General features: G+C 72.8%; 22 protein-coding genes, 1 pseudogene and 1 riboswitch. Of the genes and pseudogenes, 15 read left to right on the top strand and 8 right to left on the bottom strand.

Features of this window, described 5'->3' with window-relative positions:
• The first annotated feature begins 265 nt into the window (after positions 1 to 265).
• From QQY24_RS12285 to QQY24_RS12275, 3 genes are read left to right on the top strand one after another with little or no spacing between them, the layout of a single operon-like run.
• Positions 266 to 592 carry a DUF4158 domain-containing protein gene (locus QQY24_RS12285; protein WP_301972747.1) on the top strand — a complete coding sequence of 109 codons (327 nt, stop codon included), beginning with the start codon at positions 266 to 268 and terminating at the stop codon, positions 590 to 592.
• 2 nt (positions 593 to 594) lie between these two features.
• Entirely contained in the window at positions 595 to 1407 is an 813-nt protein-coding gene (locus QQY24_RS12280) for a hypothetical protein (RefSeq protein ID WP_301972745.1), read from the top strand.
• Entirely contained in the window at positions 1317 to 3296 is a 1980-nt protein-coding gene (locus tag QQY24_RS12275; protein ID WP_301972744.1) for a Tn3 family transposase, read from the top strand. Before QQY24_RS12280 ends, QQY24_RS12275 begins: the two co-directional genes overlap by 91 nt.
• Before the next feature lie 406 nt (positions 3297 to 3702).
• Here QQY24_RS12275 and QQY24_RS12270 read toward each other — a convergent pair whose 3' ends face one another.
• Complete coding sequence (locus QQY24_RS12270) at positions 3703 to 4455, bottom strand: SDR family NAD(P)-dependent oxidoreductase (protein WP_301972742.1); 753 nt, start codon at positions 4453 to 4455, stop codon at positions 3703 to 3705.
• 122 nt (positions 4456 to 4577) lie between these two features.
• On the opposite strand from QQY24_RS12270, the gene QQY24_RS12265 reads away from it, so the two are divergent.
• From QQY24_RS12265 to QQY24_RS12245, 5 genes are all read left to right on the top strand, one after another.
• Entirely contained in the window at positions 4578 to 5531 is a 954-nt protein-coding gene (locus QQY24_RS12265) for an AraC family transcriptional regulator (RefSeq protein ID WP_301972740.1), read from the top strand.
• A 557-nt stretch (positions 5532 to 6088) separates the two neighbouring features.
• Entirely contained in the window at positions 6089 to 6691 is a 603-nt protein-coding gene (locus QQY24_RS12260; protein WP_367657992.1) for a recombinase family protein, read from the top strand.
• A gap of 196 nt (positions 6692 to 6887) precedes the next feature.
• A complete protein-coding gene (locus tag QQY24_RS12255; protein ID WP_301972735.1) occupies positions 6888 to 7901 on the top strand; it encodes a serine/threonine-protein kinase in 1014 nt (337 codons plus the stop codon).
• Between the two features lie 127 nt (positions 7902 to 8028).
• The gene (locus tag QQY24_RS12250; protein WP_301972733.1) at positions 8029 to 9642 is read left to right on the top strand and encodes a succinic semialdehyde dehydrogenase; all 1614 of its coding nucleotides are present in this window, start codon (positions 8029 to 8031) and stop codon (positions 9640 to 9642) included.
• Positions 9643 to 9703: 61 nt separating this feature from the next.
• The gene (locus QQY24_RS12245) at positions 9704 to 11509 is read left to right on the top strand and encodes a GMC oxidoreductase (RefSeq protein WP_301972731.1); all 1806 of its coding nucleotides are present in this window, start codon (positions 9704 to 9706) and stop codon (positions 11507 to 11509) included.
• 747 nt (positions 11510 to 12256) lie between these two features.
• On the opposite strand, the gene QQY24_RS12240 is transcribed toward QQY24_RS12245, so the two are convergent.
• On the bottom strand, positions 12257 to 12526 hold the full coding sequence (locus QQY24_RS12240) for a chorismate mutase (RefSeq protein WP_301972729.1): 270 nt from the start codon (positions 12524 to 12526) through the stop codon (positions 12257 to 12259).
• A 350-nt stretch (positions 12527 to 12876) separates the two neighbouring features.
• Between QQY24_RS12240 and guaA the strand changes: the two genes are divergently transcribed.
• Complete coding sequence (gene guaA, locus QQY24_RS12235; protein WP_301972727.1) at positions 12877 to 14457, top strand: glutamine-hydrolyzing GMP synthase; 1581 nt, start codon at positions 12877 to 12879, stop codon at positions 14455 to 14457.
• Positions 14458 to 14466: 9 nt separating this feature from the next.
• Here guaA and QQY24_RS12230 read toward each other — a convergent pair whose 3' ends face one another.
• Positions 14467 to 14943 carry a pyridoxamine 5'-phosphate oxidase family protein gene (locus QQY24_RS12230; RefSeq protein ID WP_301972725.1) on the bottom strand — a complete coding sequence of 159 codons (477 nt, stop codon included), beginning with the start codon at positions 14941 to 14943 and terminating at the stop codon, positions 14467 to 14469.
• An 87-nt stretch (positions 14944 to 15030) separates the two neighbouring features.
• On the opposite strand from QQY24_RS12230, the pseudogene QQY24_RS12225 reads away from it, so the two are divergent.
• From QQY24_RS12225 to QQY24_RS12215, 3 genes and pseudogenes are all read left to right on the top strand, one after another.
• Positions 15031 to 15129 (top strand): annotated as a pseudogene (locus tag QQY24_RS12225) (class II aldolase/adducin family protein); the annotation flags it as partial.
• 287 nt (positions 15130 to 15416) lie between these two features.
• The gene (locus tag QQY24_RS12220) at positions 15417 to 16706 is read left to right on the top strand and encodes a hypothetical protein (protein ID WP_301972723.1); all 1290 of its coding nucleotides are present in this window, start codon (positions 15417 to 15419) and stop codon (positions 16704 to 16706) included.
• Between the two features lie 141 nt (positions 16707 to 16847).
• Positions 16848 to 17366 carry a DoxX family protein gene (locus tag QQY24_RS12215; protein WP_301972721.1) on the top strand — a complete coding sequence of 173 codons (519 nt, stop codon included), beginning with the start codon at positions 16848 to 16850 and terminating at the stop codon, positions 17364 to 17366.
• Here QQY24_RS12215 and QQY24_RS12210 read toward each other — a convergent pair.
• Positions 17363 to 17623, bottom strand: coding sequence for a hypothetical protein (locus QQY24_RS12210; RefSeq protein WP_301972720.1), 261 nt, complete (start codon positions 17621 to 17623; stop codon positions 17363 to 17365). The genes QQY24_RS12215 and QQY24_RS12210 overlap by 4 nt on opposite strands.
• Positions 17610 to 19088, bottom strand: a complete 1479-nt coding sequence (locus tag QQY24_RS12205) for a PspC domain-containing protein (protein ID WP_301972719.1) — start codon at positions 19086 to 19088, stop codon at positions 17610 to 17612. Before QQY24_RS12205 ends, QQY24_RS12210 begins: the two co-directional genes overlap by 14 nt.
• Before the next feature lie 212 nt (positions 19089 to 19300).
• On the opposite strand from QQY24_RS12205, the gene QQY24_RS12200 reads away from it, so the two are divergent.
• Entirely contained in the window at positions 19301 to 20593 is a 1293-nt protein-coding gene (locus QQY24_RS12200) for an ATP-binding protein (protein ID WP_301972718.1), read from the top strand.
• A complete protein-coding gene (locus QQY24_RS12195; protein WP_301972716.1) occupies positions 20590 to 21336 on the top strand; it encodes a response regulator transcription factor in 747 nt (248 codons plus the stop codon). Before QQY24_RS12200 ends, QQY24_RS12195 begins: the two co-directional genes overlap by 4 nt.
• A 19-nt stretch (positions 21337 to 21355) precedes the next feature.
• On the opposite strand, the gene QQY24_RS12190 is transcribed toward QQY24_RS12195, so the two are convergent.
• The gene (locus QQY24_RS12190) at positions 21356 to 22414 is read right to left on the bottom strand and encodes an NlpC/P60 family protein (protein WP_301976225.1); all 1059 of its coding nucleotides are present in this window, start codon (positions 22412 to 22414) and stop codon (positions 21356 to 21358) included.
• 409 nt (positions 22415 to 22823) lie between these two features.
• On the opposite strand from QQY24_RS12190, the gene QQY24_RS12185 reads away from it, so the two are divergent.
• Positions 22824 to 23177, top strand: a complete 354-nt coding sequence (locus tag QQY24_RS12185) for a hypothetical protein (RefSeq protein WP_301972715.1) — start codon at positions 22824 to 22826, stop codon at positions 23175 to 23177.
• On the opposite strand, the gene QQY24_RS12180 is transcribed toward QQY24_RS12185, so the two are convergent.
• Together QQY24_RS12180 and QQY24_RS12175 are read right to left on the bottom strand one after the other, a co-directional pair.
• Positions 23155 to 24159, bottom strand: a complete 1005-nt coding sequence (locus QQY24_RS12180) for a hypothetical protein (protein ID WP_301972714.1) — start codon at positions 24157 to 24159, stop codon at positions 23155 to 23157. The two genes, QQY24_RS12185 and QQY24_RS12180, sit on opposite strands and share 23 nt — an antisense overlap.
• Before the next feature lie 99 nt (positions 24160 to 24258).
• Entirely contained in the window at positions 24259 to 25176 is a 918-nt protein-coding gene (locus QQY24_RS12175; RefSeq protein ID WP_301972712.1) for a C40 family peptidase, read from the bottom strand.
• 8 nt (positions 25177 to 25184) lie between these two features.
• Positions 25185 to 25355: riboswitch (cyclic di-AMP (ydaO/yuaA leader) on the bottom strand.
• Positions 25356 to 25419: the final 64 nt, after the last annotated feature.

Below are 25419 nucleotides of genomic sequence, written 5' to 3'. Positions count from 1 at the left end.
CGGCGCGGAAGCCGGGTGCCGGGCGGCCGGCCGCCGGGCGGTACCGGTTGCCCGCCGGGCCCGCCGCACGGTGGAACGGGCACCGCGCGGCGGGCCGGTGACGGTCCGTACCGGCTCGCCGCCCGCCGCCCGGGTGAGGGGGTGCCGGTAAGAATGCTGTCACCAGCCGCAAACGGCGGTGATCTTGGGAGGGTGTCACCCGTGTGGGTGAGTCCTGGGCCGTACGGCTGCGGTGGGTGAAGCTCTGCGAGGACGATCGGCGATCGTGGCCCGTACTCCGTTGGACCTGGATGAACTCGTCGAGCACTGGACGCTGCTGAAGGACGAGCAGGCGCTCGTGTCCGGCAAGCGCGGTGCGACGCGACTGGGCTTCGCCGTGTTGCTGAAGTTCTACACGCAGTACGGCCGGTTTCCCCGGAACCGGGCAGAATTGCCCGGTGAGGCAGTGGAGTTCGTCGCCCGGCAGGTGCAGGTTCCTGCCTCGAAGCTGGGTTTCTACGACTGGACGGGCGCACGGTCGAGTACCACCGTGCGCAGGTCCGGGAGCACCTCGGCTTCCGTGAGTGCAGCGTCGCGGACGCGGAGAAGCTGACGGTGTATCTGACTGACAACGTCGCGCACAAGGAACGCAGGCCCGAGCAGGTGCGGGTGGAACTGCCGGTGCGCTGCCGCGCGGAGAGTATCGAGCCGCCCACGTCGGGCCGGTGCGACCGGATCGTGGGGGCTGCCCTGCGGGCGGCCGAGGAGGCACTGACGGCCCTGATCTCCTCGCGGCTGACCGTGGAGAGCATCGAGCGGATCGTGGCTCTGGCGGTCGGCGCCGACCAGGACGACGCCGGACCCACGGACGGCGGTACGGAGGGCGAGGACGCGCCGCCGGTGCTGGCGAAGGTCAAGGAAGCGCCGGGCAACGTGAGCCTGGAGACGATGCTCACCGAGATCGACAAACTTCTGGCGGTGCGGGCGATCGGTCTGCCACGGGATCTGTGCGCCGACGTCGCGCCGAAGGTCGTGGCGAGCTGGCGGGCGCGGGCCGCGGTGGAGTCGCCTTCCCATCTGCGGACGCACCCGGTGGCGCTGCGGGTGGCGCTGCTGGCCGCGCTGCTGCACGAGCGGGAGCGGGAGATCACGGACACGCTGGTGGAGCTGCTGATCTCCACGGTGCACCGGATCGGGGCGCGGGCCGAGAAAAAGGTCACCGAGCAGCTCGTCAACGCGTTCAAGAAGGTGTCGGGCAAGGAGAACATCCTCTTCAAGCTCGCCGAGGCGTCGCTCGGCACCCCGGAGGGGTCGGTCCGCCAGGTCGTTTCCCGGCGGTGTCCGGGGGTGAGGCGACGCTGCGGGAGCTGGTGCACGAGTTCAAGACCCGGGGGCCGGTCTACCGGCGCACGGTGCAGACCACGTTGAAGGCGTCGTACACCAACCACTACCGGCGCGGGCTGATCAAGCTGCTGGACGTACTGGAGTTCCGTTCCGGCAATCACGTCCACCGGCCGGTGCTCGAGGCCCTGGCGCTGGTGGCGCGGTACGCGAACGCGGGGAACACGACGTACTACCCGCTGGGCGAGACGGTGCCGGTCCACAAGGCGATGGGCGGGGACTGGGCGGAGGTCGTGCACCGCACCGACAAGCGGGGCCGACGCCGGGTGGTGCGCATGGTCTACGAGGTCGTCGCCTTCCAGGCACTGCGCGATCAGCTCAAGTGCAAGGAGATCTGGGTGGTCGGCGCCGACAAGTGGCGCAACCCGGACGAGGACCTGCCGCAGGACTTCGAGGCCCGGCGGGCGGAGAACTACCGGGAGCTGCGCAAGCCGCTGGACGCCGCGGTGTTCGTCGACGAGTTGCGCGAGCGGATGACGGCCGAGCTGACCCTGCTCAACGACGGGATGCCGAAGCTGTCCCGGCTGGACATCGCCGAGCGAAAGTCCGGGGCGATCCGGCTGACGGCGGCCGAGGCCCAGCCCGAGCCGCGCAACCTGCGCAGGATCAAGGCCGAGGTACAGCGGCGTTGGGGCGTCGTGCCGCTCGTCGACATGCTCAAGGAAGCGGTGCTGCGGACCGGATGCCTGGACGCGGTCACCTCCGTCTCCGGCGGCAGCCTTTCGCCGGAGGTGCTGGCCGAACGCCTGCTGCTGGTCATCTACGCGTACGGTACGAACACCGGGATCAAGGCCGTGGCGTCCGGCGGCCACGGCCACACCGAGGACGAACTCCGCTACGTACGGCGCCGGTATCTGTCGGCGGAGGCCGCTCGCGCCATCGCCATCCAGATCGCGAACGCCACCTTCGCCGCCCGCAGCACCGAGCTGTGGGGCCAGGGCTCGACCGCGGTCGCCTCCGACTCCACCCACGTGCGCGCCTACGACCAGAACCTCTTCACGGAGTGGCACTCGCGCTACGGCGGCCGTGGGGTGCTCATCTACTGGCACGTGGAGAAGAAGTCGCTGGTCATCCACTCCCAGCTGATCAACTGCACCGCCTCCGAGGTCGCCGCGATGATCGAGGGCGCGATGCGGCACGGAACGACGATGGACGTGGAGGCCAACTACACGGACTGGCACGGCCAGTCGGAAATCGGGTTTGGCATCACGCGATTGCTGAACTTCGACCTGCTGCCGCGTATCAAGCGGATCAACAAGGTGAAGCTGTACCGGCCGGTGGCCGGCGAGCCGGATGCCCACCCGCAGCTGACCCTGGCGCTCACCCGTCCGATCCGCTGGGAACTCATCGCCCAGCAGTACGACCAGATGATCAAGTACGCCACCGCCATCCGGACCCGTACCGCGTCCACCGAGGCGATCCTGCGCCGCTTCACCCGCAACGCCTCCCACCCCACCTACGCGGCGATGCTGGAGGTCGGCCGTGCCCAGAAGACCATCTTCGTGGCCCGCTACCTGCGGCTTCGGGACCTTCGGCGGGAGGTCGAGGAGGGCCTGAACGTGATGGAGCCCTCCAACGGCGCGAACTCCGTGATCGCGTACGGCAAGGGCGGGGAGATCGCCTCGAACCGGCGCGACGAGCAGGAGATGTTCGTGCTGTGCCTGCGGATTCTGCAATCGGCCCTGGTCTACGTGAACACCCTGATGCTCCAAGACATCCTCGGCGAAACGGAGTGGGCCACCCTGCTCACCCCGGCCGACCGGCGCGGCCTGACCCCGCTCTTTTGGTCCCACGTCCGGCCATACGGCGAGGTCACCCTCGACATGGCCGCCCGCCTCAACCTCACCGCGGTCACGGTGTCCAGCCCTCGTACAGCGGGCGATGAGGAGCCGGCTGAGGAAGGTGCGGACGCATAAGGCTGTCCAGTCCCGCCGACGACGCGGTGGCGGTGACCCAGGCCACCAGCTCGGCGTCCACGAACGGGCGCCGTTTGCACTGTTCGACCAGGTCAGCCAGGTGCTCGCGCGAACATGCGGTCAGCCACCGCTTCCCGTCGAACTGCGGATCAGACGCGTGGACGACCGACCAATCCGGCACCAGCGCATCATCTCGGAGCCATCGGCGACCACCGTTCCTCACGGCTCACCCAGCTCGGGCAGACCCCTGGCACCGCCCCGCCCGCCCCTCTTCCTGCCTCCCAGCCCCGCCACCGCGCGTCAAGAGCGTGAAGAACGAAGAAGCAGCAGCTCAGAGGCTTGGTGTTTCTCGCCGATCAGCAAGGAATGCCGGGGTGGTCAACGACTCAGGATCGAAATCAAGTTCTCAGATCTGGTTCTGCCCGCCGTCGACGTAGATGTTCGCGCCGACGATGTAGCTGCTCTGTCCGGAAGCCAGGAACGCCACGGCGGCGGCGACCTCCTCAGGACGCCCTATGCGGCCCTTGGCCACGGTCGCGGCGACATTCTCCTTGACGGCGGACAGTGTCTCCTCGCCACCGAGAATATTGGCGAGTCCGGGAGTTTCGACCCCGCCCGGCGACACCGCGTTGACCCTGATGCCCCGACCCTTGAGTTCGTTGGACCATGTCCGCGCGAACGACCGAACGGCGGCCTTGGACGCCGCGTATGCACCGAACGCCTCCATGCCGTTGTCGGCGGCTGTGGAGGAGATCAGGATGACCGAGGCGCCGTCATTGAGCAGCGGGAGCGCCTTCTGCACGGTGAACAGAGTGCCCCGGACGTTGACTCCGAAGGTCTGGTCGAAGTGGTCTTCGGTGGTCTGCTCCAGCGTGCCGAACGCACCGACCGCCGCGTTCGCGACGAGCACGTCCAGTCCCTGTCCCCGGGCGCGGACCGCGTCGTAGAGCCGGTCCAGGTCGGCTGCCTCGGAGATGTCGCCGACCACCGCGGTGGCCCTGGATGTTCCGATGGTCTCGACGGCGGCATCCAACTCGGTCTTGCGCCGGCCTGTGATGAACACGTGCGCGCCCTCGTCTGCCAGACGTGCGGCGGTGGCCAGACCGATTCCGGTGCTGCCGCCGGTGACCACAGCCGTCCTGCCCTCAAGCTGTCCCATGCGAGTGCCTCCATAGCCCTCTGTGTTGACCTGCTTCGATAGCCATACTCCAGGAACACCCCGGTACAGTGCATCACGTATAGTCCTCATTTCTTTACGTATCGTCCAGAAGGGAGGAGCGCATGCTCGGCTCCGGCGATCCGATCACCGACGCCATCGGTCTTCTGCGCCCTCGCACCGTGATCGACCCCGGTCTCCATGCGGCGGGCCCCTGGGCGCTGCGCTTCGACCAGCCCTCGGATGTCAAGCTTGGCGTCGTCGCGCGCGGCACGTGCTGGCTGACCCTTGACGGGCGCAAGCCCGTACTACTGGAAGAGGGCGACTTCTACCTATTGGGCAACCCCCCGCCCTACGTCCTGGCCAGCACGCTCACCGCACCATCGCGCCCCGCGAAGTCGGTGTGGGGGAGCGCCAGGGACGGTGTCGTACGCATCGGCCCGGAGGCCGAGGAAGACACATACCTCTGCGGCGGGCACTTCTCGTTCGAGGGCACGAACACCCCAGCCCTGACCCAAGTCCTACCGCTGCTCGTGCTTGTCCGTGCCGCAGATCCCCGCGGCAAGCTCCTGGCACACCTCAGCGAGCTCCTGGTCTCCGAGACCAGGACCGCCGCCGCCGGCAGCTCTCTCGTCCTGAACCACCTCGCCCAGGTCCTATTCGTCCACATGCTGCGCGCCCACGCCGAACAGGCCGATCAGCCCACCGGCTGGCTGGGAGCGCTCAACGACGACGGCATCGGTGCCGCACTTCGCGCCATGCACACCGACGCGGCACACCCCTGGACACTCAAAGAGCTTGCCGATATCAGCCACATGTCACGTTCCGCGTTCGCCTCATCCTTCAAGAGCCGGGTTGGAACCACCCCGCTGGACTATCTGATCCAGTGGAGAATGAGCCTCGCCCGCGACGCCCTGAGCCGCGGCACACGAACGATCTCCGAACTCGCGTTCATGATCGGCTACAAATCCGAAAGCGCGTTCAGCACCGCATTCCGCCGCGTGGTCGGTTCCTCACCCAAACAATTCCGCGAAACATCAACCTGCGCGGTCAACGGTCGTCCGGATCAGGGCCACTGACCCCGTACCGCGACAAGTACCCGTTCTCGAAGCCCATAGTCAGGGATCGAAATCAGGTTCCCGGGCCCGCTGCCCTGGCTGTTGGGAGGCGCCGTGCTGCCGGCAGGAGCTCTCCCGCGGATTCAGCGCAGCGGGACCACGAACCGGACTCCGGCGGCAACGCCTTAGCCACACACGGTGTCGTCCTCCCCGAGCACCGCCGGCTCCGACCACCATCAGCGGCATGCCGATCAGTAGCGCTGGGATCGACAACCCGAAGGTCGCACAAGCGAACGGGTGACCAAAAGGAGTCGCGCATGTTCGCGAACACACGGCTCGTTCGCACGGCGCTCATCTATCGACCGATTGATGAGCAAGATCGATAAGCGGCGGCGGCTGCCGGATCGGCGTCGGATCATGCCCATGAAACGGTGTCAGAAAGTCGATGTACCCAAGAACTTGAGGAGCACCCTTTTCTGTACGATCTGGCGGGTGCGGCCAGCCCAGGACGACGACGCCACCGACCTCCTCGCCCCGTTCCGGCCGTACGGACCGGCAGCTTCGTGGGATACGCACGCGTGTCCACGAAGGGGCAGTTGCTCGACCGGCAGATCCACGCACTCGCCGCAGCAGGGTGCATCCGGATCTTCTCCGACAAGAAGTCCGGCAAGAACGCCGAACGCGAGGAACTGTGGAAGGCCCTCGACTACCTGCGCGAGGGCGACACCCTCATCGTCCCGTCGCTGGACCGGCTCGGCCGCTCCATCCAGGACCTCATCGCAATCGTGTCCGGCCTGCGCAAGCGCGGCGTCGGCTTCACCTCGCTGCACGAGGCGCTCGACACGATCACACCCGGCGGGCGCCTGGTCTTCCACGTGTTCGCGGCCCTGGCGGAGTTCATCCGCGAACTCATCGTGCAGGGCACCAACGAGGGTCTGGACGCCGCCCGCGCCCGCGGCGCCCGACTCGGCCGCCCGCCGGCGATGACAGAGGAGCAGGTACGTCACGCCCGCGACCTGCTCGCCCGCCCGGAGAACACCGTCACCTCGATCGCGAAGCTCCTCGGCGTCTCCAGGAACACGATCTATAACTACGTGCCCGAGTTGAAGGGCGGTCGCCTCGCACTCGCTGAGGCGCCGAGCACGCCGGAACTGCCCCAACCCACCAGGTCCGAGGGCTGATCACCGCCGTTTGCGGCTGGTGACAGCATTCTTACCGGCACCCCGTGAGGGCGGCCGCCCCCGCCCGGGGCCGCGGGGCGGCGCAGCCGCCGATCGCGAACCCCGGCCCCCGGCACCCTCCGGACCGGCCCGCACCGGTGGGCCCGGTGACCGTGTCGCTTCGACAACGGGCCGGCGCGCACGGTACTCATGGGGCATGACGCGAGACGGCGAACACCCGCCCGGGGAACGGTTGATCGGCGGACGCTACCGCCTCCGCGGGCGCATCGGGTCCGGGCCGTCCGGGACCGTCTGGCGGGCGCGGGACGAGCGGGAGCGGCGGGACGTCGCCGTCAAGGAGCCCGCACTGCCCGGGGACCCGGCCGACGACGAGGACAGCCGGCGGACCGCGCACCGGCTCTACCGGGAGGCGCGGGCCGCCGCCCGGGTCCGGCACCCCTCCGCCGTCACGCTGCACGACGTGGTCACGGACGACGGACTGCCCTGGATCGTCATGGAGTTGGTCGAGGGCGAACCGCTGGACGAGGTCCTGCGGCGCGGCCCCCTGCCGCCCGCCGAGGCCGCCCGCGTCGGACTCGCCGTCCTCGGGGCGCTCCGCGCGGCGCACGCGGTGGGGATCGTGCACCGGGACATCAAGCCCGCCAACGTCCTGGTCGAGTCCGGCACCGGCCGGGTCGTCGTCACCGACTTCGGGACCGGGGACGGGCACGCCGAGGAGGCTCCCGCCGGGTTCGTCGCCCCGGAGCGGGCGCCCGGGCGGGCGGCCGGGTCCGTCGCCGGACCCGCCGCCGACCTGTGGTCCCTCGGCACGCTGCTCGCCACCGCCGTCGAGGGGGGAGACCCCGGCCCGCTCGGCCCGCTCGTGGCCCGGCTCCACGCACCGGACCCCGGGGCCCGGCCGGACGCGGAGGAGGTCACGGCCGTCCTGGAGGCGTACCTCGGGACCGGCTCCGTATCGCCGGAGCCGGAGCCGGAGCCGGAGCCGGAGCCGGAGGTGTCATCGGCACGGCCGGAACCGCTCGCGCCCGGGACGGCGGCCGGGCCCGTGCCGGCACCCGTGCCCGTCCCCATGCCCGCCCCAGACTCCGCCCCCGCGCGCCCCGCGCGCCCCTCGGACTCCGGGCCCCCGCCGGACCCGCCCGGGCCCCGCCGCCGCACCCCCTTCGCCGCGCTCGGTCTCCTGCTCGCGAGAAAACCCGGCACCGAGTGATCGGTGCCGGACAACGCCCCTGATCAGCACATTCGCTGCCAGTGATCACTGGCGGGATGTGAGCAGTCGGTGAATCCCGATTACCGACGGGTACACAAACACCCCGCCGCGGCATACCCTGCGCGTCATGACGGACTCGCAGGCCCTGCGCCGCACCGGCACCAACCCGCTCGCGCCCGCCCCCGAAGGCGCCCGCACCGCCGCCGACGTGGTCACACCCGAGCTGGTGGCCCGGCTGACCAAGGACGTCGTCGGCTCCGGCCGGACCGCCAACCACACCCCCTTCACCGGGGAGAAGCTGGCCGACCTGCCCGAGTCCACCCCCGAGGACGTCCTCGGGGCCTTCCGGGCGGCCCGTGCCGCGCAGCCCGCGTGGGAGAGGACGCCGGTGCGGCAGCGCGCCGCCGTGCTGCTCCGCTTCCACAACCTGCTGCTGGAACGCCAGGCCGAGGTCCTCGACCTGGTCCAGCTGGAGACCGGCAAGGCCCGCCTGCACGCGCACGAGGAGGTGCAGGCCGTCGCCGTCGCCGCCCGGCACTACGGCAGGAAGGCCCCCGCCCATCTGCGGCCCAAGCGGCACACGGGCGCCGTGCCGGCCCTGACGAAGGTGACCGAACTGCGGCACCCGCGCGGTGTGGTGGGCCAGATCGCCCCCTGGAACTACCCGCTGGAACTGTCCGTCGGCGACGCGCTGCCCGCCTTCGCCGCCGGCAACGCGGTCGTGATGAAGCCGGACACCGAGACCTGTCTCACCGCCCTGTGGGCCCGCGACCTGCTCATCGAGGCGGGACTGCCCGCCGGCGTCTTCCAGGTCGTGCTCGGCGAGGGCCCGGTCGTCGGACCCGAGATCGTCCGGCACGCCGACTACGTCTCCTTCACCGGCTCCACCCGCACCGGCCGCGAGGTCGCCCGGGGCGCCGCCGCCCGCCTGGTCGGCGTCTCCCTCGAACTCGGCGGCAAGAACGCCATGCTGGTGCTGGACGACGCCGACGTCGAGAAGGCGGCGGCCGGCGCCGTCCGCGCCTGCTTCTCCTCCGCCGGCCAGCTCTGCATCTCCATCGAGCGGCTGTACGTCCACGAGTCCGTGGCCGACGCCTTCCTGGACCGCTTCGCCGCCCGCACCCGGGCCATGCGGCTCGGCAGCTCCCTCGCCTACGGCGCCGACATGGGCTCGCTGGTCGGGGAGCGGCAGCTGAAGACCGTCGAACGGCACGTGGAGGAGGCCGTCGCCAAGGGCGCGAAGGTGATCGCCGGCGGTGTGGCCCGCCCGGACATCGGCCCGTACTTCTTCGAGCCCACCATCCTCGACGGGGTCGAGGACTCCATGGCCGTGTGCGAGGAGGAGACCTTCGGCCCGGTCGTCTCCGTCTACCGCTTCGGCAGCGACGACGAGGCGATCCGGCGTGCCAACGCCACGCCGTACGGCCTGAACGCCTCCGTCTGGACGAAGGACGCCCGGCGCGGCCGTGACGTGGCCGCCCGTCTGCGCACCGGCACCGTCAACGTCAACGAGGGCTACGCGTCCGCCTACGGCAGCGTCCAGTCCCCGATGGGCGGCATGAAGGACTCCGGCCTCGGCCGCCGCCACGGCTCCGAGGGCATCCTCAAGTACACGGAGGCCCAGACGGTCGCCCAGCAGCGGCTGCTGCCGATGGCGCCGTCGCTGGGCATGGACGACGAGCACTACGCCCGGTTCATGAGCCGCAGCCTGCGCCTGATGAAGGCGTTCCGTTTCCGCTAGCGGTCCGCGTCACCGGCCACCAGTCACCAGCCAGTCAGCCCCTTCTCGACGAGGAGAGCACGTGTCGCAGGAGAAGTCCGTCCGGACCAGGGACGAGGACGGGTACGACTACGACGTCATCGTGATCGGCTCGGGGTTCGGAGGCTCCGTCTCCGCCCTGCGCCTGAGCGAGAAGGGCTACCGGGTCGGCGTCCTGGAGGCCGGCCGCCGCTTCACCCGCGCCGGCCTCCCCAAGAACTCCTGGGACCTGAAGAACTACCTGTGGGCGCCCAGGCTCGGCATGTACGGCATCCAGCGCATCCACCTGCTCGGCAACGTGATGGTGCTGGCGGGCGCGGGCGTCGGCGGCGGATCGCTCAACTACGCCAACACCCTCTACGTCCCGCCGAAGGCGTTCTTCGACGATCCCCAGTGGCGCGGCATCACCGACTGGCAGGAGGAGCTGGCGCCGTACTACGACCAGGCCCGGCGGATGCTCGGGGTCCGGCTCAACCCGACCATGACCCCCTCCGACGTGCACCTGAAGGCGGCGGCGCAGCGGATGGGCGTCGGCGACACCTTCCACCTGGCGCCGGTCGGCGTGTTCTTCGGCGACGGCGAGGACGCCGACGGGACGGTCACGGCGAAGCCGGGCCAGCAGGTGGCGGACCCGTACTTCGGCGGGGCCGGCCCGGCCCGCACCGCCTGCGCCGAGTGCGGCGAGTGCATGACCGGCTGCCGGCACGGCGCGAAGAACACCCTCAACGAGAACTACCTGTACCTGGCCGAGAAGGCCGGCGCGGTCGTCCACCCCATGACGACGGCCGTGTCCGTCACGGACGACTCGCGGGGCGGCTACGCGGTGGCCACGCTGCCCACGGACCGGAAGAGGAAGGGCGGGGGGCGGATCCTCACCGCCCGGAAGGTCGTCGTGGCGGCGGGCACCTACGGCACGCAGACCCTGCTGCACCGCATGAAGGCGGGCGGGCAACTGCCGCACCTCTCCGCCCGGCTGGGCGACCTGACCCGGACCAACTCCGAGGCGCTGGTCGGCGCGCAGACCGACAACCGCCGCTACCGCAAGGTGCACGGAACGGCGGCCGACTTCACGCGGGGCGTCGCCATCACCTCGTCCGTCCACCCGGACGACAGCACCCACATCGAGCCGGTCCGCTACGGCAGGGGTTCCAACGCGATGGGCAGCCTGTCCATCCTTCAGGTCCCCTACGCCGAGGGCTCCTCGCGCGTCCTCGCCTGGCTGGCGAACGCGGCCCGCCACCCCCTGCTGGTCGCCCGCTCCCTGTCCAACCGGCGCTGGTCGGAGCGGACCATCATCGGCCTGGTGATGCAGTCGCTGGACAACTCGCTGACGACGTACCTGAAGCCCGGCGGCGTGGGCAAGGGCCTGCTCACCGCCCGGCAGGGCCACGGCGCGCCGAACCCCAAGCAGATCAGGGCCGCGTCCGAGGCCGCCTCGGCCCTCGCCGAGGAGATCAACGGCTTCGCCGGCAGCAACGTCGGGGAACTGATGGGCACCCCGCTGACCGCGCACTTCCTCGGCGGCTGCCCCATCGGGGACTCCCCGCAGACCGGCGTGATCGACCCCTACCACCGGCTGTACGGTCACCCCGGCATCTCGGTGGTCGACGGCGCCGCGGTGTCGGCGAACCTGGGCGTCAACCCGTCGCTGACGATCACCGCGCAGGCCGAACGCGCCATGTCGTACTGGCCGAACAAGGGCGAGGAGGATCCGCGGCCGGCGCAGGGGGCGGCGTACGAGCGGCTGCAGCCGGTGGAGCCGCGCAACCCGGCGGTCCCCGCGGACGCGTTCGGCGCCCTGAGACTGCCCTTCCTGGGAATCCCGGTCGTACCGCCGAAGACCCCGTGACCGCGAAGACCCCGTGACCGCGGTGCCGGCCGCGCCGCCCGCGCACCGCCGGCCCCCGAGGGGGAGAGGAGGAGGGGCCGACGGCCGTTGACGAATCGGCCCGCCCGACGGTCGACGGCCCGGAGGGACACACCGGTCCGTACCGCCCCTCCCCGGGCCGCGAGTCCCTGCTCACCCCGTCCGGCGCGGAGCACGGGCTCTGCGGGGCCTCCGGCCACGACGTCGCCGGGACCGCGGGGCGAGGACCCCGGGCGGGTGTCCGCGGCCCAGCGGCTCACCTGGGCCCGCCTCCACGGCGAGCCGTGCCCCGGGGACCCCGCCCGGCGGGCGGGGTGCGGGGCGCCGGGCGGCCGGTCCCGGCCCGCTCGGCCGGGTCGAACCCAGGTGAGCCGAGCACCGAGGGACCTGCGTCCCCCTCCGAACGCAGGTCCCTCGTGTCCACCGTCTTCTCGATCCGGTAGCAGGTTTGATCGGCGAAGCTCCTGGACGGTTGTGCCGCCGTCCCGGAATTGTCCTGTGACGTGGATCACGCGGCACGGCGGAGGGCTTCGCGGGTTCCGGGCCGCGGGGGCCCTCGTCGGCCGGAGCGGCGCCGTCGTCCGTGCGGGCGCCCGGGAGCGAGCGTCCGCGGGCCGGCGCGGTGCCCGGGGACCCGAGGGCCGCGGCCGCCGGGTCCGGCACGACGCCGGACCCGACGAAGCGGCGCGCGGGCCGTTCACGCCCCGTACGGGTGGGGCGGGGCCGGACTCAGATGCGGCCCCGGCACAGCTCCAGCAGGGTCATCGCCAGCGGGGTGCCCGGCTTGCCGAGGGCCTCCCGGTACCGGCCGAGGATCTCCATCTCGCGGGAGAGGTTCACCCGGCGGCCGCCGGAGGCGATGCGGGTCTGCTGGACGACGGTGGAGACGGCCATCCGCTCCTGGATCAGGCCGATGATCCGGTCGTCCAGCGCGTCGATGCGCGTCCGGGCGTCCGCGATGGTCTGTTCCGGACCGGTCGTGGTGGCGGGGGTCATCATGTCGGGGCTCCTGACGAAGTGGCCGGCGCGGTGCCCGGAACGACAGGACCCGGAGAACGACAGGCGCCCCGGGCCTTGTCGGCCCGGGGCGCCTGGGAAGTCGCTTGGCGTTGCGCTCAAGCAGCACGACCATGGCAGCCGGCGGGCCGGGTGCCATAGGTAAAGAGGAAGGTCGAGTGCGCGAGCATGCGCCCAGTATGCCACGGCACGCTCCCGCTCCGCCGGGCCGGGCGGGCGGGCGGAGCGGGTCCCGGGGCCGGGGCGGAGCCCGGCGGACGGCGAGGCCACCCGCGGACGCCCCGGTAGACTCGATGGCACAAGACCCCCGCCCGACCGCCGGAAGGCACCCCGTGTCATCAGCGACTCCCGCTGCCGCCACCCCCGACACCGTCCTGGTCGTCGACTTCGGCGCGCAGTACGCCCAGCTCATCGCCCGTCGCGTCCGCGAGGCGCGGGTCTACAGCGAGATCGTGCCGAGCACCATGCCGGTCGACGAGATGCTCGCCAAGGAACCCGCGGCGATCATCCTGTCCGGAGGCCCCTCCTCGGTGTACGAGGAGGGCGCGCCCCGCCTCGACCGCCGGCTCTTCGAGTCCGGCGTCCCTGTCTTCGGCATGTGCTACGGCTTCCAGTTGATGGCCCAGGTCCTCGGCGGCACCGTCGACAACACCGGCGCCCGCGAGTACGGCCGCACCGACCTGCACGTGTCGAAGGCCTCCTCGACCCTCTTCGAGGGCACCCCCGCCGAGCAGGCGGTCTGGATGTCCCACGGCGACGCCTGCTCCGCCGCCCCCGAGGGCTTCTCCGTGACCGCGTCCACGGACGTCGTCCCGGTCGCCGCCTTCGAGAACGACGAGAAGAAGCTCTACGGCGTCCAGTACCACCCCGAGGTCATGCACTCCACGCACGGCCAGCAGGTGCTGGAGCACTTCCTGTACCGCGGCGCGGGCCTGACCCCGTCCTGGACCACGGGCAGCGTGATCGAGGAGCAGGTCGCCGCGATCCGCGAGCAGGTCGGCGACAGGCGCGCCATCTGCGGCCTGTCCGGCGGCGTGGACTCCGCCGTCGCCGCCGCCCTGGTACAGAAGGCCATCGGCTCGCAGCTGACCTGCGTCTACGTCGACCACGGCCTGATGCGCAAGGGCGAGACCGAGCAGGTCGAGAAGGACTTCGTCGCGGCCACCGGCGTCCAGCTGAAGGTCGTCGACGCCGAGGAGCGCTTCCTCACCGCCCTGAAGGGGGTCACCGACCCCGAGGAGAAGCGGAAGATCATCGGCCGCGAGTTCATCCGCGTCTTCGAGCAGGCCCAGGCCGAGATCATCGCCGACGAGGGCCCGGCCGTGGAGTTCCTCGTCCAGGGCACCCTGTACCCGGACGTCGTCGAATCCGGCGGCGGCACCGGTACCGCCAACATCAAGTCCCACCACAACGTCGGCGGCCTGCCCGAGGACCTCGAGTTCCAGCTGATCGAGCCGCTGCGCAAGCTGTTCAAGGACGAGGTCCGGATGGTCGGCCAGGAACTGGGCCTGCCCGAGGAGATCGTCCAGCGCCAGCCCTTCCCGGGCCCGGGCCTCGGCATCCGGATCGTCGGCGAGGTGACGAAGGAGCGTCTGGACCTGCTCCGCGACGCCGACGCCATCGCCCGCGAGGAGCTGAGCGAGGCCGGCCTGGACCGGGACATCTGGCAGTGCCCGGTCGTCCTGCTCGCGGACGTCCGATCCGTCGGCGTCCAGGGCGACGGCCGCACCTACGGCCACCCGATCGTCCTGCGCCCGGTCTCTTCCGAGGACGCCATGACCGCCGACTGGTCGCGGCTGCCGTACGACGTCCTCGCCCGCATCTCCACCCGGATCACCAACGAGGTCCGGGACGTCAACCGGGTCGTGCTCGACGTCACCTCGAAGCCCCCGGGCACCATCGAGTGGGAGTAGTCCCGCAGGTCACGTCCGCCTGAGCGTGCGCACCGGCTCTCCGGGCCGCCAGACCCGGACGACGAGGAGGGTGTCGTCCTCGACGCAGGTCCGCACGACCTCCGTCAGTTCGGTGCGGAAGAGGTGGAACGGCTGCGGCGGTTCCACCTCTTCCACGTACGCGGCCCGGGCCTCGCCGTCCGTCACCTCGTACGCCCGCCCGGCGATCCGCACGTCCCCGCCGGCCATCCCCGTGCCCTCGCCCGGGTTCGCCTGCAGGGCGAAGCGCGGGTCGCGGCGCAGGTCGAGCGCCTTGAGGGAGTCCGGCATCATGCCGAGCCACAGCTCACCGCCGGTGAAGGCGGCCTCCAGGCCGCTGGTGCGCGGGGAACCGTCCGCGCGGAGGGTGGCGAGGACGTGGTGGCGGAAGGCGCCGAAGCGTTCCTCGACGGTGCGGGCGAACTCGGGTGCGGCGGCCGCGAAGGCCGCCCAGGTGACAGGGCTCATGTGCGTCAGTCTGGCCGTGATACCCGACACCTCCTGTCGGATTTTCCGGCGGCGCGTCCTCTTCCCGGATCGACCACAAGCCGGCCCGTCGCCACCCGCGAACAGCTCGGCGGTGACCTGGTGGTCTGGATCAACCGCCAGCCCCTGTGGCAGGACGTCCGCCGCAGCGGGCCCGACCTGCTCAGCTGGGACCCGGCCGGGCCCCGCCGTCCCGCCGTCCTTCCGTCCCGCCGTCCTTCCGGGCTCCGCAGGCCGGGCCCCGCCCGCTGGACGTCCCCGGCCGTGCGGAGCCCGGCACGGCCGGTCAACGCAGGGGCCGGGACGTCACCCGTCCCGATCCGGCCAGGCCGCTCCGGGCCGCCCCCGCGTAGGGCACAATGCGCTTTCATCACAAGGGAGTTGGGTGGCCGGCGCGCCCCGGACGGGAGCATCGCCGGCCGCGCCGCGGGTCGTGCGGAAGGCGGGGGTCGGGCGTGGCGGTACAGGGGGCGGGACGGGGCACGGGTGCCGACCCGGTCGGCCCGGTCCACGGGGGCGGCTGCGACTGCGGGAACTGTCCGCACGGGGCGCGCGAGGGGCACCGGCGGGCCGTCGCCGCGTTCCTGCGCGCCCGCGACGCGTACGCGGCCGGCGCGGGCCTGCCGGCGGGCGTGGCGCACTCCGCGCCCGCGTCCCGCCAATGGGTCTCCGAGGAGCTGACCCAGTGGGCGGAGACCGTCGCCGAACGCGGCCGGGCGGAGGGACGGATGCGGCTCGCCCGGCTGTGGGTGCGCACGGCGGCGGTGGTGTGGGGCGCCGTCGTCGTCCTGCTGCTTACCGAGTCGCTCACCGCCGTCGGCGCGGGCTGGAACAGCGCGCGCACCGCCGCACTGCTCGCCGCGCTCGTCGTCGCCGCCGCGCTGACCGCCGCTTCCTGGTTCCACCGGGCGCACGGCGGGGCGCTGGCCCCGGTGATCGGGGAGGACAACCGGATGTCCACCTCCCGGACCGTGGCCGCCTGCTGGGTGCTGTTCGCCGCCTACGCGGTCCTGCTGCCGGCCGGCCGCCTGGCCGTCGCCTCCGACCCCGCCGAACGCGACGCGCTGCTCTCCGGGCTCGGCCTCGCGCGCGGGGCCGGTCTGGTGACCGTCATCGCCGTCGTGTGCGGGATCGCCGTGCTGGTGCGCCGGGTGGTCGGACTGCGCATCCTCGCCCAGCGGCTGCAGAAGCTGCCGGCCCACCGGCCGCGCGCCGCCGACCTGCTCACCGACGACGCCGGCCGGGGCGCCTTCGCCGATCTCCAGTACGTCGTCGTCAGCGCCGTCGCCCTGCTGTTCGCCGCCGTACGGCTGGCCCGCCGCCCGGACGGGCTGCCCGACCTGCCCTGGGGCCTGGCGGCCCTGGTGCTGATCTCCGCGGCGACCTACCTGGCCGGCAAGTACGCAGAGGGCGGCCGGCCGCTGATCCTGTCCGTGGTCCGCGCCCGCGAGCCCGGCGACCTGGACGGACCGATCCGGACCGGCGACGACGTCGAGGTCCGCGGCACCGGCTTCGTGCCCCCGGGGGCACAGTCCGCCGACCTCCTCTCCCGCATGGTCGTGCGCATCGGCGCGGTCCACGTCCACGTCCCCCTGGTCCCCGTCACCGGGGGTTTCCGCAACCCCACGGACACCACCCTGACCGTCCCGGTGCCGGCCGAGGTGGAACCCGGTACGGTGGAGATCCAGGTGATCACCGCGGCGGGGACGGCGAGCAACCGGTGCGTGGTGGAGGTGACGGACTGACCCCGGCGGACCGCCGGCGGGCAGGGCCATCCGGCAGCGGTGCACGGGGTTGATTGAACGAGCCCCGCCCGCCGCACGTATCGTCGGGTGAGGAGTCCGGGCACGGCAGGTGAGAGGCGGCTGGGATCGATGACTCAGGGTATGCGGGCGGACACGCGCCTCTCCCCACCGGGTGGCCGCCGCGACTGGCGGGACACGGCCTCGCACCACGCCCTCCTTCCGCTGCGCCTCTTCCTCGGCGTCACCTTCGTCTACGCCGGTCTGGACAAACTCACCGACAGCTCCTTCCTGCGGTCCGGCGGCGCCGGCTCCATCGGCGAGACGATGCGTGCCGCCCGCGACTCCGCCGCCCTCCCGGCCCTGATCGACCTGGCCCTGAAGAATCCGGTCGGCTTCGGCTGCGCCATCGCCCTCGGCGAGCTGGCCGTCGGCATCGGCGTCCTGCTCGGCCTGTTCACCCGGCTCGCCGCCCTCGGCGGCGCGCTGATCTCGCTCAGCCTGTGGCTCACCGTCAGCTGGGCCACCACGCCCTACTACTACGGCAACGACCTCGTCTACCTGATGGCCTGGCTGCCCCTCGTGCTCGCCGGAGCCCCCCGCCTCTCCCTCGACGCGGTCCTGCGGGACCGGCGGCGCCGGCGGACGGGCGGCTACCGCTAGCGGCTCCCCGCTCCCGAACAGCTCCCGGCTTCGTGCCGGCTCCCGGCTCCGCGGCTCCCGCCGCCGCGCCGTCTGCGCACGTCCCGCGTCACCACCGCCGCGGCACCGGCCAGGCAGAGGCCGCCCACCACCAACGGGACGGCCACGAACCACGGGGTCTCCCACAGGCCGCCCGCGTCCCCGGCGTAGACGGCACCGGTGACGGTGAGGAAGAGACCGGCGACCAGCTTCCCGGGCTGGAACTCATGACGCAGCACGGCCGACCTCCACCTGTCCGACTCCCACCTGAAGACCCATCGTCAGCACGCCCGCCTTCTCGCCGCCGGCCGGGGACAGCGTCACCTCCTGGTGCCTGCCCGGTTTCACGTCCACGTCCTTTCGGTCGTCCCCGGGCAACCGGATGTCTCCGACCCCCACGTCGATGCTCAACCGCACCCGCACGCCCGCCGGCACGATCACCTTCAGCTGTCCCGCGTCCACACTGGCGTCCGTGGTCACCGTCTGTCCCTCGGCGGGGCGTATCCCGGTCAGGTCCAGGGTGGCCACACCGGTGCCGAAGTCGTACGCGGGCCGCACCTCCGCCGTCGTCGCCGGTCTCCAGGACGTGTGCCTCCAGTGGGTGGTGATGTCGCCGGGCAGGGCCGCGGACCCGGCGAGCAGCGCCGCCGTGACGATCGCCAGGAACACCGACCCCGCCCCGGTGCGCCCCAGGAAGGCGCTGAGCGCGATACCCAGGCCGAAGACGGCGAGGGCACAGGCCAGGCCCGTCTGCACACTGGTGCCCAGCGGGCGCGTGTCCCAGCTCATCCGGGTGCCGAGGCAGCCCGCCACCAGGGCTGTCAGGAACACCCAACCGCCGATCCAGCGAGGGTCGCGCGGCCTCGGGGAGGCGGCGGCACCCGCGTCAGGGGCACCGGAGTGCGTCCAGGGGGTGGGCATGCCGACGTCGACGGCTGACAGGAAGTCGCGGCCCTCGCCGGGGCCCCACAGGTAACCGGTGCCGCCGGCATGGGTGCCGTCCTTGACGATCGGGTCCCGCCACCAGGAGGGATAGGCCGTGGCGACCGGCGGTGCCTGGGCCTCCGGCGGGGCGTCGGCGGCGGCCTGCGCGGCGAGCGGATCGGAGTCCGGGGCACCGCGGTGCCGCGACCAGTACCCGGCGCCGGCCAGCAGCAGGGAGAGCACCACGGCGAAGGTGAGCACCCCGCCGTTCCGCACCATGGTCAGAAGGATCCCGCAACCGACCAGCGCGAACAGCACGGCGGCCAGCGCCTGGCCGTCGACCCGTCCGGTCAGCAGCTTGCGGACCTCGTTCTCCTGCTCGTCCTCGTCCTCGTACGGCACGAAGAGCCAGGCGAAGCCGTAGAAGAGGAGGCCGATGCCGCCGGTCGCGGACAGCACGGCCAAGGTGATCCGGAAGATGACCGGATCCGCCCCGGTCAGCCGCCCCAGTCCCGCGCACACCCCCGCGATCGTCTTGTACCGGCGGTCGCGCCGGAACCGGCCGGGGCCCTCGGCGGACCGCCGCGGGGCGGGGTCCTGCTCCCCTTCCGCGCGCCCCGCCCACCGCTCCTTCGTGCCGGGGCCGGCTGCCCCCGCCGTTCCCGCCGCTCCCGTTCCCCCCGCCGCGGCGGACGCGGCATCCGTCGGTCCGGTGCCCGGGGCCGGGCTCGGGCCGGAGCCGGGTCCCGGACCCGTCGCGGCGTGCTCGTGATCCGTCATGTGTCCATGGTGGCGGCCCGGCCACCGCGGCGGCAGTCGGAACGACCCTGGGCGAACCCTGAAATCGGCCCTGAGACAGCGGCGGGGAGGTGTTCGACGGGGAGCCTGTGCGGCGGTCGGCCCCCGCTCCCGCCGGGCCGGCACGGAGATCAGGGGCGTCTAGGGGGCCGACCCTGATGCCCCGCCCCCACGACCGTGTGACCATCGTTGGCATGCCGGAAGCCGCAGCACCGACCCTCGACGACCAGCGGCCGCCGCGCAAGCTCTACCGCAGCGGCGACGGCCGCTGGCTCGGCGGAGTGGCGCGGGGCCTCGCCGGGCACCTCGGTCTGCCCGTGGTCTGGGTGCGGCTCGCGTTCGCCGGCCTGTTCATGGCCAACGGCCTCGGCGCCCTGCTGTACGCGGCCTTCTGGTTCTTCGTGCCCCTCGGTGTCGGCGGTGTCGGCGACCACAGGCCGTCCTCGCTGGTGGGCACCGAAACCGCGCCGGACGGCCGCCGCAGACTCGTGGCCCGCAAGCCGGACAAGGGCCAGATGCTCGCCCTGCTCCTCATGGTCGTCGTGTCCATGGTGTTCGTGGGCAGCGTCAACCCGGGCGGCGCTGCCAAGGCGTACCTGCTGCCCGCCGTCCTCGTCGCGGCCGGTGTCGCCCTGGTCTGGCGCCAAGCGGACAACGCCCGCCGGGCCCGCTGGGTCGAGGTCGGCAGCAGGCGCCGCACCCTCACCCTGCTGCGGGCGGGCGTCGGCGTCCTGCTCGTCACGGCCGGCGTCTCCGCCATCTTCGTCATGGAGGGCTCGGCCGCCCACCTGGGCGCCGTCCTCCAGGCCGCGCTCGCCGTCCTCGTCGGCGTCACCCTGCTCGCCGGCCCCTACCTGGTCCGGATGACCCAGGACCTGTCCGAGGAGCGCCTGATGCGCATCCGCGCCCAGGAACGCGCCGAGGTCGCCGCCCACGTCCACGACTCCGTGCTGCACACCCTCACCCTGATCCAGCGCAACGCCGACAACGCGAACGAGGTGCGCCGCCTGGCCCGGGCCCAGGAGCGCGACCTGCGCACCTGGCTCTACAAGCCGGAGGGCACCGGCAAGGACGAGGCCGACGAGCCGGACACGGTCGCCGAGGCGGTGCGCCGCAACGCCGCCGAGGTGGAGGACAAGCACGGTGTGCCCATCGAGGTCGTCGTGGTCGGCGACTGCCCGCTCGACGAGAGGACCGCGGCGCAGATGCAGGCCGCGCGCGAAGCGATGGTGAACGCCGCCAAGTACGGTGGCCAGGGCGGCGCCGTACAGGTCTACGCCGAGGTCGAGGGAAGGACGGTCTTCGTGTCCGTCCGCGACCGCGGCCCGGGCTTCGACCCCGACTCGATACCCGCCGACCGCATGGGCGTCAGAGAATCGATCATCGGCCGGATGGAGCGCAACGGCGGCACGGCCCGCCTGCGGGCGGTGCCGGACGGGGGCACGGAGGTCGAACTGGAGATGGAGAGGGCGGAGAGGACGTCATGAGCGACGCGACCGAGGCGAACGGCACTGCGGCGCCGGCGGAGGCGGCCGGGTCCGGACCCACCGCCGGTGACGGCGCGGGTGGGCGCCATGTGCGCGTGGTGCTCGTCGACGACCACCGCATGTTCCGCACCGGCGTCCAGGCCGAGATCGGGCAGACCGCGCAGACCGGCGTCGAGGTGGTCGGCGAGGCCGCGGACGTCGACCAGGCGGTCACGGTCATCACCGCGACCCGCCCCGAGGTGGTCCTCCTCGACGTCCACCTGCCGGGCGGCGGCGGGGTCGAGGTCCTGCGCAGGTGCGCCGCGTTGACGACGGACGCCCAGCGGCCCGTGCGTTTCCTCGCGCTGTCCGTGTCCGACGCGGCGGAGGACGTGATCGGCGTGATCCGCGGCGGTGCCCGAGGCTACGTCACCAAGACCATCACCGGTGCCGACCTGGTCGACTCCGTCTTCCGGGTCCAGGAGGGGGACGCCGTCTTCTCCCCGCGCCTGGCCGGGTTCGTCCTGGACGCCTTCGCCTCCACCGACGCCCCGCCGGTCGACGAGGACCTGGACCGGCTCACCCAGCGCGAACGTGAGGTGCTGCGCCTGATCGCCCGTGGCTACGCCTACAAGGAGATCGCCAAGCAGCTGTACATCTCGGTGAAGACGGTCGAGTCCCACGTCTCGGCGGTCCTGCGCAAGCTGCAGCTGTCCAATCGCCACGAGCTGACCCGCTGGGCCACGGCCCGCCGGCTGGTCTGACAGGCCCGGGGGGCCACCCTCACACCACCCGCGTGGCTCCCGCGAACGGCAGCTCGTCGACCGGGGCCAGCCGCACCGGCGCCGACGGGTTCGGGGCGTGGATCATCCGGCCGTCGCCGACGTAGAGGCCGACGTGGCTGACGCCGGAATAGAAGAACACCAGGTCGCCCGGCCGCAGCCGGGAGCGGGGCACGCGGCGGCCCGCGTTGATCTGGGCGTAGGTGGTGCGGGGCAGGGAGATCCCGGCGGAGCGGTAGGCGGCCTGGACCAGGCCCGAGCAGTCGAAGGCGTCCGGGCCGGTCGCGCCCCACACGTAGGGGCTGCCGAGCTTCCGGTAGGCGTAGGCGACGGCCTCGGCGGCGCGGACCCCCAGGGCGGCGGACTCCGGCGGCGCCGGGGCGGGACGGGCGTCCGGGACCGAGCGCGAGGCGCGTCCCGGTACGGAGCCGCCGGTGACCCGGGCCCGCTGCGGGGGCGTGAGCCGGTCCAGCAGCCGGTGCGCCTCGGCGAGCTTGCCGGTGACGGTCTCCTTCCGCCGTTTCAACTCGGCCTGCCGCGACCGCAGCGAGGCCAGCTGGACGCGGGCGGCGCCGCGCAACTGCTCGATCTCCCGCAATCGTGCGCGCACCCGGGACACGGTCCCGGCCTGCCGGTCACCGGCCCGCTCCGCGAACGCGGCACCGTCGAGGTACCGGTCGGGATCGCTGGACAGCGCGAGCTGCCAGGCCGGGTCGATGCCGCCGTCGCGGTACTGCGCCGCGGCGAACGACCCCAGTGCGGCCCGGGCCGTGTTGAGCTCGTCCTGCTTGCGGGCGGTCTCGTCCCGCAGGGAGTCCAGCCGGTCCCGGGCCGCCCGCGCCTTCTCCCGGGCCCCGTCGTACTTCTCGGCGGCGGCCTCCGCCTCCCGGTACAACTGGTCCACCCGCGTCCTCACCTGTGCCGGCGTCAGCTGCGGCTCGGCGTGTCCCGTCCCGTCGAAACCCGTTGCGGTGGCCGCGCCCGCCAGGGCGATGGTCGCGGCCGTGCGGGCGGCGTGACCGCCGAGCAAGCGTTGCCGGGGTTTGCGGTGCGCTGCCACCTGGACCGTCACGTCCCTTCCGTAGGACTCGTAGGACCGAGCGGTCGGTGCGTCCGACGGCGGCCCGCACGGGGAGCGCGCCGGACACCTCCCGGCCGGGGAGACCGACGGCCGCCCCTGGTCAGGACGGTGATCAGGAGCCGGTCACCCGGGTGAGGACGCTAGGGCCAACGGTGACGGCTTGGTAACGCACTGTGCGGAACTGCCCATGACGGGCGGAGTCGTGACCGGCCGTGGTCGGTTCACCGATCTCCCATGACCGCCTTCACGCAGCGTGGTGATCGAAGTGGGGCAAGCGGGACGCGCGGGAGCCCTGGGGTGCTATGGAACACACGCGGGCGCGACCGGCGGGCGCCTCGGCCGGGCCCGGTGACGGGAAGCCGGGAGGCCCCTGATTAGGCTCCGGCCCATGGACGTACTCATCCATCTCTTCGTCGGCCTGCACATCATCGGCATCGCCGCGCTGCTCGGCGGTTTCCTCACCCAGATGAAGGCGATGGGCCGGGGCACGGCCCGCTTCGTCCCCGCCATGCTGCACGGCGCGTTCACCATGCTGGCCACCGGCGTGGTCCTGGTCGGTCTCAACGAGGCCGACGACCACCACGTCAACACCGTCAAGATCGGCCTCAAGCTGGCCCTGCTGATCGTCGTCCTGGGGCTGGTCTACGTGAAGCGCGACGAGGAGGACGTGGACAAGGGGCTCTTCGGGCTGGTCGGCCTGCTGACCACGGCGAACATCTTCATCGCCGTGCTGTGGACGTGACGCCCGGCGCCCCCCTGCCGCCCTGGCCGGCCCCCGCGCGGGCCGCGCGCACCGCGGCGACGACGGCCACCAGCCACGCCGCCACCGCCACCCACACCAGCGCCCGCCCCGGCCCCGTCAGCCAGGGCGCGTCCACGGCGGCCGCGACGGACAGCACCGCCGCCGCGGTCGCCCCCGTCGCGAACACCGTCGCCCACCGCCGCACGTCGTGGCGCAGCCGGGGCAGCGCCACCTCGGCGGCCAGCAGGACGAGGTAGCAGGCCAGGTCCAGGACGAGCAGCGTGATGGTCATGTCGCGCAGTGTGCCGCGGTCGTCGTCGTTCCACAGGGGCAGGCGCGCGCTGTCGGCCAGGAGCAGTTCGGCCCCCGCCAGCGCCGAGATGCCGAGCGCCCCGCCGGCGAACCAGTGGTCCCCGGCCCCGTGCAGCACCTGGCGCGGCTCGAAGCGCGTCAGGGCGAGGCCGTAGAACACCAGGCCCAGCCAGAACAGCGCCAGCGCGGCGTGCGCGAGCCACGCCAGTGCCTCGCTCGCGGCCAGGACGGCCGCCAGCACCGCGAGCCCCTGTGCGGCCACACAGCACAGGAACACCGTCCCGGGCATGCGCCGCCCCCGGTTCCGTGGGGCGAGCAGGAGCAGCACGGGCCAGAGCAGCGCCGCCAGCGCCAGCAGCGCCTCCGCCGGGGTCTGCCGGCCGAGCGCCGAGATCCGGGTGCCGAGCACCGCCGTGGCGGCGACGGCGGTGAGCGCACCCGGGCCGCGCGCCTGCGCCGCCCACCGGTGCCGCTGTCCCACCAGCCGTACGGCGAACCCGGCACCGAGCCCCGCCCAGACGACGCAGGCGACCCCCAGGAGGATCCGGGACGGCGTCTCGTCACCGCTCATGTGCAGGCCCACCGACACGATGCCGGTCGCCATCACCGCGGTCCCGGCCGCCGGCCGGCGCCGGGCCCACCACGCACGCAGACCTGAGATGCCGGGCATGCGCCCGATGGTAGGGAGCCGCGCGGTCCGTCCGGGGGAGGGCACGCGCGCGGGGGCCCGAACAGCGCACCGCGCGCGGGACGGCGGGCGCGGGACGGGTCAGGCCGGTCGCACGACGCTGTGGACGGGCGTTTCGCCGCCGTGGTGGACCGGTTCCTCGCAGACGTACGCGCCGGGCCCCGGTGCGTGGACCATCATGCCCCCGCCCAGGTAGAGACCGACGTGGTGCGCGCCGCCGAAGAAGACCAGGTCACCGGGTCGCGCCTCGGCGACCGTGACCGCCGTGCCCGCGCGGGCCTGGCCGGCCGCGGTGCGCGGCAGGGCCACGCCGGCGGCCTTCCAGGCGGCCTGGGTGAGGCCGGAGCAGTCGTAGGAACCGGGCCCGGCGGCACCCCAGACGTACGGTTTGCCGATCTGTGCGCGGGCGAAGGCGACGGCCTTGCCGGCCGGGAGGTCGGTCGGGAGGTCGGCCGGGGCGGCGGACGGCGTGATGCCGCGGGCGGACCGGCCCGGCGGCGGTGCCGTGCCCCGGGCCGCCTCCCGGGCGAGCAGTGCGCGCGCGGACGCCAGCTTTCGCTGGGCGGCGGCCTTGGCCGTCTTCGGACCGTTCGGCGCCTCGGCCGGCGCCACGACGGGTGTCGCACGGGTCCTGGCGGTCTCCTGGCGCCTGCGCACGGTCGAGGCCAGCCGGTCCATCACCCGGCTCTGGTCGAAGTAGTCCCGCGGGCCGTCCGGGAGCCGGACCCCCTCGCGCGGGACGTCGGCGCGCTCGCGCGGCCGGCCGGTCCGCGCCCCGGCCGCCTCCTGCGGTTCGGCCGCCGACTCGGCCCGCCGGTAGAAGTCCTCGATCTTCCTCTCGATCTCCTCCCGGCTCGGCCGGCCGTCGGGAGCGGGCGCCGCCTCGGCCGCGTGCGACAGCACGGCCACGGAGGTGAAGGCGGCGGTGGCCAGGGCGGGGCTGGTGCGGACGACTGCTCCGCGCGTCCCGCCGGGGCGCGGCTTGCGGTGCGACGCCAAGGGAGGCGACTCCTTCCATGTGCCGCCTACCGGGTTAGCTGTCGGGTTCGGGCGGGTGGTTCGGAAGGGTTGCCCTACGGCGTCGTCCCGGGTGGGAGTCGGCCGATTCACCCCAGGATCGGTGGGTCCCCGGCTCCGGTCGCCGCACAGGGGCGCACCGGACTCGGCGGAGGCCGCGCGGCCCGGCGACGTTCGCCGGAAGGGGTCGTGCGACCTGAGGGAAACTTAGCCAACTCGTGTGAC

Origin of the sequence: Streptomyces sp. TG1A-8, assembly GCF_030499535.1 — a bacterium.
GTDB lineage: Bacteria > Actinomycetota > Actinomycetes > Streptomycetales > Streptomycetaceae > Streptomyces.
This window is presented reverse-complemented; position numbering and strand designations above follow the sequence as displayed.